Genomic DNA, 13,390 nt, shown 5'->3' on the forward strand with positions numbered 1-13,390 from the left:
TCTTAAAATTCTTAAATCAGTATATTTGCAGCATGGGATTAATCATCTTTGTTATCTTTCTTTGTTCTGTCCTCTCTCTTATTTTATCTAAGGTAAAATCAGGAAAAGGTGCTGAATGGGCAAAACTGTTCCGTATCGCAACGCTTATTTTTTCAATCTCGGTATTCACTTATTGGTTTATCAAGAAAAGTGCTGTTGGAGTGGTGAGTAATTCCGTTGGTTTGCAGGTTATTAATAAACTTCCTCAGACCCTGGATTTTTATGTCATCAACGTCAATAATCCTGATAAAAATGCAATGCACGAGGCAAAGCACATTGGAAAGATACGCCCGGAATATTACAGAATAGAATACCTCAAGATGGATAAATCTGATGAGTATTGGGTTATCGGATATTTAGGAAAGAAAAACCTGGTTTATTTTTCACAGCATTCTGTTCCTAACAAAAATATTGATCAGATCGTTGAGGTGAACAACTATATCAATCAAAGTGTAAAATTATCTGAGATTGCTAAAAAGCAGGTGGAAGCCTATAATTATGAAAATGTAAAACTGGGAATCTGGGTATCTCTCGATTTTCTTTTGCTATTTCTTAATTTGGTCTTGCTTTTTAGAATTAAAAAATAAATGTAAACCTTTCAAAATAAAAGATGATCTGCTGAAGCCAGCAGATCATCTTTCTTTTTTAGTTAAATATAGTGTCGATGTCTCTTGTTACATCACGGATAATTTAAAATTATCATGATTTTTTCTTTAAGCTCTTCCGGGCAGTTTTTGATGAGCTTATCCTTGCTTTGACTGCTGATCTGGTCATAGGTCAGCCATTCTGTTACATCCTGATGCTGGCTGGTACTGTCGTAGATTCTTTTAATCTTCTCATTTTCGTAAAAGGTGTAATTGTCACCAAGAGAATTGTTTGTAATGCTGATAGTACATATTTCCTTTTCCATAGTTTTGATTTTTACAGTTGGTAATAAGGGTTTTATACCTTACAATATATCATTTATTAGTGAAAAATATAACCTTTTGCTGATAAAAAATTTTTCACACCAAACAGTGATATATTTACTGTTAAAACATAAAAAAAAGCTATAAAATCTTAAATTAAATGATTAAATAGCTGAATATTTTTTTTATGCTAAAATAAACTTTGGATACTTTCTGTTGCCATTTGAGGCACATGGAGGTCGGTTTTCCATTCCTCATTCATTTTTTTGATGAGATAAGCAGATAATAAAGGGGACGCCTTTTCAATATTCTGATGGACGAAAAAGTATAAATTTTGGAGGCCTTCTTTTTTCCATTGTGTAACTCGCTTTAACCAATCATCCAATCTTTCGTAGTCACTTTCTGCATTTGCTCCTACATAGCGGATGAAAGCATTGGGAGTGGTAAGACGCATATGAAGCATATCCCTTCTTCCGGCAGTATCCACAATAATATTAGTGATATGATGGGCTTCAAAAAGATCGCAGGTTGTATTTAAAATGTTTTCATCATTAAACCATTCCGTATTTCTGAGCTCTATAGCTAGTGGGACTTCTTTTGGCCATTCTTTGACAAACTTCTCTAATCTGTCATAATCTTTTGGTTTAAAGTTATCATGAAGCTGAAGAAATACCATACCCAGTTTTTCATCAAAATTAAGAACCGATGTTGCAAATTGGGTTACAGGTTCTGTTACATCAATTAATCTCCTGAAATGGGAAACTGTATTGGTAATCTTTGGGAAAAATTTAAACCCTGCCGGTGTTTTTTCTTTCCATGTCAATACCTGGTCAGGAGTTGGCATTCCGTAGAATGTCGCATTGAGTTCTATAGAATTGAACTGGGTAGCATAATAGGTTAATTCGTCCTTGGTTCCTTTTGGATAAAATCCTTTGAGGTCGGTTTTATTCCATTTGGCACATCCGATGGAGATATTCTCTAATCCCTTTTTATTTTGTTTGAGGATCTCTTTGGTTCTGCTGTGATCTTTGGGTAATGTAAAATCTATTTTTGAAGGATCTTCTACTTGTCCGAATTTCATATTTGAAGTTTTTAAGAATTAAGTATCTAACAAATATAAAATAAAAATAAGACAATTATTTTATGAATTTAAGCTAAAGATATCAAGGAAAAGGGAATCAGTTTTTTATTATTTTTTTTGAAATTTCAGTAGATTTCGCCTTTATTTTGATAAGATAAATTCCTGCAGGATAACCTGACGTATTAATAGTGCAATCTCCTTTGCCACAGCTCTGATGTGATACTGATCTCCCCATACTGTCAAATATATCTATTGTATTCACGGGTTCAGGGGATCTTATCTGAAGGATATTTTTTACAGGATTAGGAAATACATCAATTTTGGTTATTATATGGTCTAGCTTCGTATTTTTTGAATTGGTAGTAGCCGGGCAATTGGTACTGAAATTAATGTCCGGATACATAGTTTGAAGATCGGTAAGTTGAGCAGGATCAACACAAATGGTTAAATTACTACTGTACCCGGAAAAGTCACAACCCTCCAATGCATTGTTTTTGATATTCACCTGGGTTAATCCGGACATGTTAAAGAATGCAATAGCTTCTAAAACGTTGCAATCCGATAAATTCAGATTGGTAATGAGCGGACAGCTTCTCAGGGTAAGATACTTGAGTTGACCATTTTGTGAAAAGTTAATATTGTTTACTAATGAATTATATTCAAGATCAGCAGATTCCAATTGTGGACATTGTGAAAGGTCTATCGTAGAAATTTTTGTATTAGCAATACCTAATTCCCTTAAGGTGGTACATTGATTGATATTAAGGCTATTTAATTCCGTAAAGGTATCAAAAGGTGAGTTGCCTGGTAAATTAGGTCCAAGGTTCAATGTTTGTATAGCCGAACAATTCTGAAGGTCTAAGCTTTTCAGGTCTTTATTTCCTTTTATCGATAGATTGACCAAAGAAGTACAGTTTTGTGCAGAAATCTGTTGCAGATCAGTATGTGGATTCAGGAAATTCAGATCACCGGGAATATCTGCTTTCAGAGTTTGGAGATGCGTAAGATTGTCTACATTCAAAACAGCCATGTAGCCACTGGAATTTGTGATGTCCATATCTTCCAGAGCAGCCGCACTATTGAAAATAGCATTGGTTATGGGCTGATTAAAAGCTTTTAGTATTTTCAACTTGGGAAGTCCGGATACATCCAAAGAGGTTACATTTCCAAAATATACTCCTGAAGTAGTATAATAACCATACCGGTTGTAGAATGATGCATCAAGCTCTTCTAAATTGATTAATCCAGCATTGGAGAAATTGATTGAGGATGCATTAAGACCTTTGATCCTTTTTAACGAAGTACAGCCGTTTAGATCTACTGAAGTAAAATAAGCTCCCGTGGTTTCATAATGATCCGTATCTGCTATAACTTCTTCCAGGTTTGTACAAGATTTCGCAACAAGGTGGATATTCTGATTTCCGGATGGTAATATGGTTCCGGTAGATCCGGAAACTGAAATTTTGGTCAGTGAATTTAAATTTGGAACACTGATCTTATCTAACCGCTTACAGGATGTGAAGGTGAGCGTTTTTACATGGCAGTTTTTGATATGAAGCTCCTTAATGTTTTTATTGTTTAAGACAATATCATCCTTGATGAGAAGGCAGTTTTTATATCTCAAAATTGTGGAGGGGTCGTAAGGAGATAAATTGATGTCTGCAACAAAGTCATTCACATTTTCTACGGCACCACAATTGTCGAAAGAAAAATCAATGGGAACACGGTGGCTAACTCCTACATTGTTTACAAATCCACCACTTCCGGTGTAAAGAACTTTTTTAATTTTATTATTGTTAACAAAACTAATGACCGCTGATTTTGTGTCATGGATGTAAAGTTCTTCGATATTGGGGAATAAAAGAGCATCGGTGATTTGGTTTGGAAGACTATTGTAAGTGGGAAGCACATTGAACTTTATATTTAAAGTTTTTACTTGCTGGGCTTCAGTAAGCTGAATCTGTCCATCTCCATTTGCATCAATTTTAATATTGTTGCCATTGATGTCTTTTGCAATCTGACTACCCGGACCTGAAGTTAGTAGTAAGGCCTTAAATTTGGCATCTGTAAAATTAAGGTTCTGAGAATAAGCCATGCAGGAAAAGCTTACACAGAAGATAAATAGCATTTTGTACATATTGTGTTTTTAAGGGGTTGCTAATTTTAATAAGGATATATCCAGTGAAGGAAATTATAAACCTTAACCTTACAAAAGTACTATATTTTTAAACCTAGCAACTTAGAAATACTACTATAGTATTAATACTATATTTGTTATCCGTACAAATACTGATGAGTACCTCTACCATGTTTTCCTTTTTTATCAAGGCTTTGATTTAGTAAAATGAACGTTGTTCATATTGTGTTCATATATCTTAAAATAGCTTCAATGCGGTAAAAGATTTATTTGTAAAATGTTACCAAGATCTCATCTTACATGTTTACTTTAAGCAATTAAGTTTTTTTTAAGGAAATATTAAACATTATGTTATATAATGTTAACTGTATGTTACCACACTTCTTGATTGTTGCTTCTAATTTTGCCATAAAATTTAGAAGTATAAAAATATGAAGAGAAAATTGATCTGTGCTTTTGCTGTTTTGTCTTTTGGCTTAGCGTTTTCACAAGAAACCAGCTCTAAAATTTTCGGAAGATTAAAAGGGGTAAATTCTGAAGTTACGGTAAAAGTAGTTCACGTTCCCACCAACAGTACCTTTGAAACTAAAAGTAATAACAAAGGACAATTTAGTCTGGATAATCTACAACCCGGAGGACCCTACACGATAGAGATTTCCGATGGTTCGCAAATTATCTACTCGAATACCAACTTACAGCTTTCATTAGGAAGTAATGATTTGCCTGTAGTAGAAATCAAAAACAGAGAAAAAGTGATCGACGAGGTAAAGCTTACCTCGAAGAGAACCACTGTGAAAAACGGAGTTGCAATTAGCCAGGCTCAGATCTCCGGACTCCCAAATATTAACAGGGGTATCCAGGATGTTACCAAGTTGGTCCCTCAGAGTGCTAACAACTCTTTCAACGGAACCAATTTCAGGTATAATAACGTTACTATTGACGGGTCGATCAATAACGACGCGATTGGTTTTAGTCCGTCTTTGGGTGGACAAACGGGGACATCGGGAATGCCGGGAAGTAGTACACGTTCCAACTCAATTAGTTTGGATGCGATTCAGGATGTACAGGTTTATATTGCTCCTTATGACGTGAAATTAGGAAATTTCCTTGGAGGAAGTATCAATGCCGTTACACGTAGTGGTAGTAATAATGTGGAAGGATCTTTTTATGTATACGGACGGAATGCTGCTATTACAGGAAGAAATAGGGTAGGAGATAATTCTAAAATGCCAAGCTCTTTTCAGGATTTTATTTATGGAGGGAGAGTAGGATTACCTGTCGTTAAAGATAAGGTGTTTTTATTCACCAATCTTGAATATACAAAAAGAAAAGATCCTGTTTTTTATAATGCTGATGATCCTAATGCGTTGGTTAATAACGCTGTTGCTCAACAGATCTCAGATTTTGTTCGAACCAAGTATGGCTTTAATGTGGGAAGCTTTAATCAGTACACTAATTTTTCTGAAAGTGCAAAACTTTTCAACAAATTAGACTGGAAGATTAATGATAAACATACATTATCCATTAAAAATAACACTGTATTCTCGCAGGCCTCAAACCTTGAAAGAGATGGTGCCAATTTCAGGTTTTCAAGCATGGACTATATTCAAAAGAACAATGCTTCAACGACGACTTTGGAACTAAAAAGCCGTTTTAATGATAAATGGAATAATAACTTAGTATTAGGATATTCTTCTATTAATGATTACAGGGATCCTACTTCTTCCAACGCTATGTTTCCACAAGTGGAAATAGGGTATAATGGAGGAACTATTTTATTAGGAAATGATAGAGAGGCAACGGTTTTCAATATGAAGCAGAAAACATTTGAGATCACCGATAATTTAACGTATAAGACAGGGAATCATACTTTCTTATTAGGAACGCATAATGAATTATACAATATCGATTATGGTTTTGTAAATGCATTAAACGGAAGAATCTCTTATAAGAATCTTGATGATTTTTATAACTCAAAACCAGCAAGGATAAGAGGAACTTATCCTTTCAATGGAGATAGCAGAGAGACACTGTTTAATAATCCGTATGCATCATATAAAGTGAACCTTCTTTCATTATACCTTCAGGACGAGATTAATTTAGGAAGACTCCGTTTATCTCCGGGTGTAAGAGTAGATTATACTGATTTACCAAACAAACCTCTTTTGAGTTCAAAAGTTACTAATTCTCCTACCGATCCTAATATGGGGAATACCTACAGCTATACACCATTAAATCAGCTTACAAACAAATATCTTAATAAACCCACATTGTCTCCAAGATTAGGATTTACTTTGGATCTTACAGAAAACAGATCAGTTGTATTAAGAGGGGGGTCTGGTATTTTCGTAGGAAGAATACCGTTTGCATGGCTGGGTTATGCTTATTATAATGATGGAGTAGGTTTCGGAAGTTATGATTATAATGGTCCGACGGCAGCTCAAATGGCAGCTAATGGAGACCCATTGGTAAGCGGCAACTTTGCTAATTGGCAAAACTCTTCCAAAGTTCAGGTAGACCTTATTGATAATAACTTCAAAATGCCTAAAGTATGGAGAAGTTCATTAGGAGTAGATTATACCGTTGGAGGATATAAGTTGACATTAGAAGGTATTTATACTAAAGTACTTTATGATCTGAAATTCCAGCAGGTGAATAAAACGGATAACGTAACGTATTATAGTTATGACGTGAATCACCAAATGCCTATTTATACAACGAATATCAACAGTAATTTTTCTAATGCTTACATGTTATCCAATACGAAAGAAGGTTACAGGTATAATATAACAGCACAGATTTCTAAATCTTATAATTTCGGATTTAACTTCTTTGCAGCATATACTTACGGAGATGCTAAAGATATTACCAACGGGATCAGAAACTCAATGGAAAGTAACTGGCAGATGAATCAATCCCTTACACCTAATAATCCTCAGTTGACAACTTCTAACTTTGCTATTAAAAATAGAATTGTTGCCAATCTCGGATATGGTTTCAATGTTTCAGAGTCCAACAGATTGTCGGCCAACGTATATTTCAATGCTCAGTCAGGAAATCCTTTCTCATGGGGCTTTGTAAACAGTACTATTGCTAATACAGGACAAGCTGCCGGATTGGCATATATCTTTAAAGATGCTGCTGAAGCTGCTAAATATATTGTTCCGATAAAAGATGCTGCAGGGAATGTTTTGGTAACCGCCCAACAGCAGGTAGCTGATTATGAAAGCTTCGTTAATAATAATAAATACCTGAGCAGCAGAAGAGGAACGTTTACTCAGAGAAACGGAGACTTTACTCCTTGGAATATTCAGGCAGATATCAGAATTATGGATGAGATCAGACTGAGCCGGAAGTCTAAAAATAATATCCAGATTTCTTTAAGTATCATCAACTTCACCAATCTGTTGAATAAGGATTGGGGTAAGATCTATTTTGTACCGAATACTTTTAATTCAACAGCAAGTGTTGGATTAACGAAAGTTGGAAATGTGGCAGCGGGACAGCCGGGAGCTGGAGATCCAACCTATAATTTCAAATCTCCGGGGTTGCCTTATACGATTGATCAGTTTGCATCAAGATTCCAGGCACAGCTGGGAGTTCGATATAATTTTTAATTTTTACTTTATATATTCTTTCAAGAGTCCAGATTTTCTTTCTGGGCTTTTTTTTATTTTGTAATTCTTTACAAAACAAGATATAAGAAAAGCACGTTTAAAAAACGTGCTTCAATATATAATTGTTTATTATTTGTAGTCTAAGCTTCGCAGCTTGAACAAGATACAAAGTTCACCATCATTTCCTTAGATACTGATGAGCTTCTTTGATAATATAATGTTTTTACTCCTTTTTTCCATGCTTCGATGTACAGATAGTTTACATCTTTTACGGGCATGGTAGATGGAATTTGTAAGTTCAATGATTGTGCCTGATCGATATATTGCTGTCTCTGAGCGGCCTGGGAAATGATCTCCATCGGAGAAATTTCCTTGAATGTCTTAAATACAGCTTTTTCTTCGTCAGTTAGTTCAGTTAAATGCTGAACGGAACCATGGTTCAACATAATCGTTCTCCATGTTTCTTCGTTATCTAGTCCTTTTTCTTCTAATAATTTTGCCAGGTACTTATTCTTACGCATGAAATTTCCTTTGGCCAAACCGGCTTTATAATAGTTGGATGCGAAAGGTTCAATTCCCGGAGAAGTTTGTCCCAAAATAGCAGAGCTTGAAGTCGTAGGAGCAATAGCCATTGTGGTGGTATTTCTTAACCCATAACCTTTTAACAATTCAGGTTCTCCATAGATGTTAGCCAGTTCTCTTGATGCCTGTTCAGATTGCTCTTTAATATGTCTGAATGCTCTTGCATTAAACTGAGTCGCTTCAAAACTTTCAAACGGGATCATGTTCTTTTGTAAGTAAGAATGGTATCCTAAAACACCAAGCCCAAGAGCTCTGTGACGCATTGCAAAGTTTCTTGCTCCCTGTAGGTAATAATTGCCTTCTGTTTTATCAATAAATTCAGTTAAAACAGCATCAAGGAAATAAACAGCCAACTTCACTGCATCCGTATCTTTCCATTCATCATATAATTCCAGGTTCATGGAAGAAAGACAGCAGATAAATGATTCTTCCCTCGTAGAAGGAAGCATGATCTCAGAACAAAGATTACTTGCATTTACAGTAAGCCCCAAATCTTTGTAAACCTGTGGTTTGTTTCTGTTAACATTATCCGTAAAGAAAATATAAGGAAGACCTTTTTGCTGACGGCTTTCCAAAACCCTTGCCCAGATCTTACGTTTTTCCATATCACCATCGATCATATCCTGCATCCAGTAATCAGGAACACAAATTCCGGTAAATAAATTCTGAATAGGACTTCCGATATCTTTAATTGACAGGAACTCTTCAATATCCCCATGGTCGATATCCAGATAAGCTGCAAAAGCTCCTCTTCTCACTCCTCCCTGTGATACTACATCCATTGCCGTATCAAATAATTTCATGAAGGAAACCGCTCCCGAAGACTTTCCATTATCTGTTACTGCAGTTCCTCTGTTACGAAGTTCCCCGAAATATCCTGAAGTTCCACCCCCGATTTTTGTCTGCATGATCACCTCACCCATTTTATGAGTAATCCCTTCAATGCTATCCGGAATGTGTACATTGAAACATGAAATAGGAAGACCTCTCTGTGTTCCCATATTTGCCCATACCGGAGAGGAAAAACTGATCCATCCTTTGGTGATCATTTCCTTAAAAGCAGGTTGTAATTCCGGTTTGTATAGCTTTTTGGCAGCAGCAGTGGTAATCCTGTCGATAGCTCCGTCTACAGTTTCCCCTTTTAACAGATATCCTCTGTTTAGCATTTGCTCAGACTCCTCGTTGAGCCACCATATATTAGTATTTTGTTCCTCCATAGTTGTTATATTTTCAAATTCCCGGATATCCATGTCGTATATCCAGGAATTTTGTGTTATTAAATTGATTCTAAAAATTCTACCTTGTGGGAACCATTAAGTCCACTCTCATCTCTTAATCGTTGAAATTCTTTAAAAGATGGTGTATTCAAAACCTCATGTTGTACCTCTTCATTGCTGTAATTAGAATAATGTAAGAATGTAACACCGTCTTCTTTAAGAAAAACCTTGTATTCAAATGCCGACAGATCCAATTGTCTGAAATCATTCAGGAAATTTTGAATGTTTTCTTTGTTTTCTGAAACAAATTCTGGTTTTACGGTATAACTTACAATTACATTAATCATCTTTTGTGTTTTGGTTTTTATTTCATCCGAAAAGGATACTTTCTAATGAAAGATTGTTGAGCTATATACAGAGCTTGTTTAATTAAAACAAATCGTTGGCTGTAATACTCTTGTCGTGTTTCGTATAGTCAACAGGTCTTTTAGCAAAGAAATCATCCATAGAATTAGCAAAAACCTCTTCCTCAAACCATTTCATCGGACGGTATTGTTCCGGCGAAATGTTGTAGCGTGTATCCATATTGATTTTCTTTAAGCTGTCGTCAACACGGTATTTCATAAAGTTGAGTAAGTCTTCTTTTGAGAATACACTCAATTCTCCCAATTCAAAGATCCAGTCTAAGATTTCACCTTCCAATTCTACAGATTGATCTACTAAAGTATAAATATCTTCAATGTCTGAATCAGTTAATAAATCAGGTTGTTCTTCGCGGATTTTGTTTATCAGATAAATTCCTGCGTTAGCATGGATTTGTTCATCAACAGAAGTCCACGCGATAATATTGGATACGTTTTTCATGTATCCTTTAAATCTTGTGAAAGAAAGAATGATCGCAAATTGTGAGAAAAGCGATACATTTTCAATCAGGATACTGAATAGTAAAAGAGAAGAAACATATTCTTTAGGGGTGGAAGAATTAGCATGTTTCAGAACATTTGATAAGAAGTCTATTCTCTTTTTTACAGCAGGAACTGCTATAACGTTGGTAAATTCTTCATTATATCCCAATACTTCCAATAAACGCGAATAGGCTTCAGAATGACGGAATTCACATTCAGCGAAAGTAGCACCTAAACCGTTCAGTTCAGGTTTTGGCATATGATTGTATAGGTTTCCCCAAAATGTCTTTACAGACACCTCGATCTGTGCAATAGCCAGTAAAGCATTTTTCACAGAATTTTTTTCGTGTGGTTCCAGCTGCGAATGAAAATCCTGAATGTCTGCAGTAAAATCCACTTCCGAATGCACCCAAAACGATTTGTTGATCGCTTCTACAAATTGAAGAACCTCAGGGTATTCAAATGGCTTGTAACTTACTCTCTTATCAAAAATTCCCATATTAAAAATGTCTTTAAATTAAACTAATTAGATCACTGTGGATAAAAATCAAAGAATAAATAACAGCTTGATTTGTTGGAACTTATATTTAAAAGTTTTTCACAAGAAAAGTGTCTTTATTATTTGCTAGTGCGAAGCACAAAGTTCGAAAAAAAGAAACGATTTTGAAAGGGCTAAACACTAATTGGTTGACTTTTAATCGTAAAAGTTTTCCACATTTACATGAAACAAGCACTGATATTGGTTTAGATACAATAATAAGCATAAAATAAATATTTTTGATAAGTTACAGTTAAACATAAAATCATAAAATGCTATAAATAAAGGTATATTCTATTAAACACTAAAAAAATACAATAAATTTTGATTCTTGTAACAAATTGAAAATATCTTCTACTTATTGACTATAAAACATAGATCACTTAATGTTAGTAATTCAGGATTTAAACAAATCATACGATACAGGGAAAAGTAAACTGCACGTTCTCAAAGGAATTAATCTCAATATTTCCGAAGGCGAGTTTGTTTCTATTATGGGAAGTTCGGGTTCCGGAAAGTCTACCCTCCTTAATATTATAGGGATTCTGGATGAAAAGGATTCCGGGATTTATGAGCTGGACGGTGTTCCCATCGAGCATTTATCCGAAGTAAAGGCTGCAGAATACAGAAGTAAATTTTTAGGATTTATTTTTCAGTCTTTTAATCTGATAGGATATAAAACGGCTTTAGAAAATGTTGCTCTTCCTTTATATTATCAGAACGTACCCCGAAAAGAACGTAATCAGATCGCCATGGAATATCTGGAGAAAGTAGGACTCGCCCAATGGGCAACTCATCTTCCCAATGAGCTCTCCGGTGGACAAAAACAAAGGGTAGCTATTGCAAGGGCGCTGATCACAAATCCTAAAGTGGTATTGGCCGATGAGCCTACAGGTGCCTTGGATTCGAAAACAACCCATGATATCATGAAATTGCTACAGGATATTAATAATGAAGGAAAAACGATCATTGTAGTAACCCACGAACCTGATGTTGCAGCACAAACAAAAAGAAATGTGATTTTAAAGGATGGAGTTATCGAAAGTGATGAATTTATCAAACAGGTTGTTCTATAAATAGTGAATGTACATTGACTTTAAAAAAGTAAAAAAATAAAAATATGTTTGACCTGGATCGTTGGCAGGAAATATTCAGTTCCATTCGCAGTAATGTATTGCGGACGGTGCTTTCCGGATTTACGGTGGCATTAGGGCTGTTTATCTTTATCGTTCTTTTCGGAATCGGTAAAGGTTTACAAAACGCTTTTACAGAAGGTTTTGCAAGGGATGCTCAAAACCTTATTTCCATCTTTACAGGAAAAACAACCATTGCCTACAAAGGATTACAGTCGGATCGTAACGTGACCATGAATAATGATGACTATGACTTTCTGGTTAAAGCAGATAAGGAAAAAGTAGGCTATTCAACTCCAAGGTATCAAACCAGTTTGCTGGTGAAGTACGGAAAAGAAAGTGGGAATTATCAGGTTAACGGAGGAGATCCTGAAGAAAAGTTCATTGAAAACAGGAAAATCCTTGAGGGACGTTATATCAATCCTTCCGATCTTGAAAGAAAACAAAATGTTGCCGTGATCGGACGAATGGTACAGAGAGATTTGATCAAAAACGGAAGTCCGGTAGGAAAAGAACTGAATATTAACGGAACAATGTTCAAAGTAGTCGGAGTATTTTCCGATGACGGTGGAGACTGGGACGAAAGACATATTACAGTACCCATCACTACTTTGCAACAGATGAAAAAAGGCTCAGATACTGTAACAACGGTTTATATAGCCTATAACGAAAAGCTAACACCTCAGCAAGCCATAAAATATGGTAATGAGCTTAAAGATAGATTAAAAGCCAGGAAGAATGTTTCTCCTGACGATGAAAATGGGGTCCGGGTATGGAACAATGCAGAAAATATGAATGATACATTTATGTTTATGGCTGTACTTACCGGTATTGTTGGTTTTATCGGGATGGGGACTTTGATCGCAGGAATCATTGGAATCAGTAACATTATGGTTTATATCGTTAAAGAGAGAACCAAGGAGATAGGTGTTAGAAAGGCTATTGGAGCAAAACCCAAAAGCATTGTAGCATTAATTGTACAGGAGAGTGTTGTGATCACCGTGATCTCAGGTTTAATTGGGGTAGGTTTGGGAGTTTTAGCGCTTAGCCTTATGGGAGACAGTCTTGAAGAATTTTTTATCAAGAACCCTAGTGTCGGCTGGACCGAGATCTTTATGGCGTTTCTGGCATTGGTTTTTTCAGGATTGATTGCCGGTTTTGTTCCTGCTTACAGGGCATCGAAAATTAAACCTATAGAGGCATTACGAACAGAGTAATAGCTGATGTTCGTAC

Annotated in this window: 10 protein-coding genes; 4 read left to right on the plus strand and 6 right to left on the minus strand. The window is 35.5% G+C overall.

What is annotated here, in order from left to right:
- Window positions 1-32 precede the first annotated feature (32 nt).
- Window positions 33-626, plus strand: coding sequence for a hypothetical protein (locus tag AAEU33_RS09395; protein WP_172280078.1), 594 nt, complete (start codon window positions 33-35; stop codon window positions 624-626).
- 92 nt (window positions 627-718) lie between these two features.
- Here the strand turns inward: AAEU33_RS09395 and AAEU33_RS09400 are convergent, their stop codons facing one another.
- The 3 genes from AAEU33_RS09400 to AAEU33_RS09410 all read right to left on the minus strand — a co-directional run bounded on the left by AAEU33_RS09400 (window position 719) and on the right by AAEU33_RS09410 (window position 4,165).
- A complete protein-coding gene (locus tag AAEU33_RS09400; RefSeq protein ID WP_172280076.1) occupies window positions 719-949 on the minus strand; it encodes a hypothetical protein in 231 nt (76 codons plus the stop codon).
- Between the two features lie 188 nt (window positions 950-1,137).
- Window positions 1,138-2,028, minus strand: coding sequence for a DUF72 domain-containing protein (locus tag AAEU33_RS09405; protein WP_172280074.1), 891 nt, complete (start codon window positions 2,026-2,028; stop codon window positions 1,138-1,140).
- A 97-nt stretch (window positions 2,029-2,125) separates the two neighbouring features.
- Window positions 2,126-4,165: a T9SS type A sorting domain-containing protein gene (locus AAEU33_RS09410; RefSeq protein WP_345992258.1), complete on the minus strand. Its 2,040-nt coding sequence runs from the start codon at window positions 4,163-4,165 to the stop codon at window positions 2,126-2,128.
- 431 nt (window positions 4,166-4,596) lie between these two features.
- On the opposite strand from AAEU33_RS09410, the gene AAEU33_RS09415 reads away from it, so the two are divergent.
- Window positions 4,597-7,782: a TonB-dependent receptor gene (locus AAEU33_RS09415; RefSeq protein WP_172280071.1), complete on the plus strand. Its 3,186-nt coding sequence runs from the start codon at window positions 4,597-4,599 to the stop codon at window positions 7,780-7,782.
- A gap of 140 nt (window positions 7,783-7,922) precedes the next feature.
- Here the strand turns inward: AAEU33_RS09415 and AAEU33_RS09420 are convergent, their stop codons facing one another.
- From AAEU33_RS09420 to AAEU33_RS09430, 3 genes are all read right to left on the minus strand, one after another.
- A complete protein-coding gene (locus AAEU33_RS09420; protein WP_262888817.1) occupies window positions 7,923-9,614 on the minus strand; it encodes a ribonucleoside-diphosphate reductase subunit alpha in 1,692 nt (563 codons plus the stop codon).
- Window positions 9,615-9,640: 26 nt separating this feature from the next.
- A complete protein-coding gene (locus tag AAEU33_RS09425) occupies window positions 9,641-9,928 on the minus strand; it encodes an antibiotic biosynthesis monooxygenase (RefSeq protein ID WP_172280068.1) in 288 nt (95 codons plus the stop codon).
- A gap of 82 nt (window positions 9,929-10,010) precedes the next feature.
- Window positions 10,011-10,985: a ribonucleotide-diphosphate reductase subunit beta gene (locus AAEU33_RS09430; RefSeq protein ID WP_172280067.1), complete on the minus strand. Its 975-nt coding sequence runs from the start codon at window positions 10,983-10,985 to the stop codon at window positions 10,011-10,013.
- Between the two features lie 425 nt (window positions 10,986-11,410).
- On the opposite strand from AAEU33_RS09430, the gene AAEU33_RS09435 reads away from it, so the two are divergent.
- Complete coding sequence (locus AAEU33_RS09435; RefSeq protein WP_172280066.1) at window positions 11,411-12,100, plus strand: ABC transporter ATP-binding protein; 690 nt, start codon at window positions 11,411-11,413, stop codon at window positions 12,098-12,100.
- A 44-nt stretch (window positions 12,101-12,144) separates the two neighbouring features.
- A complete protein-coding gene (locus tag AAEU33_RS09440) occupies window positions 12,145-13,374 on the plus strand; it encodes an ABC transporter permease (RefSeq protein WP_172280065.1) in 1,230 nt (409 codons plus the stop codon).
- The last annotated feature ends 16 nt before the right edge of the window (window positions 13,375-13,390 follow it).

It is taken from the genome of Chryseobacterium sp. Chry.R1 (assembly GCF_039645525.1).
GTDB classification, from domain to species: Bacteria; Bacteroidota; Bacteroidia; order Flavobacteriales; family Weeksellaceae; genus Chryseobacterium; species Chryseobacterium proteolyticum.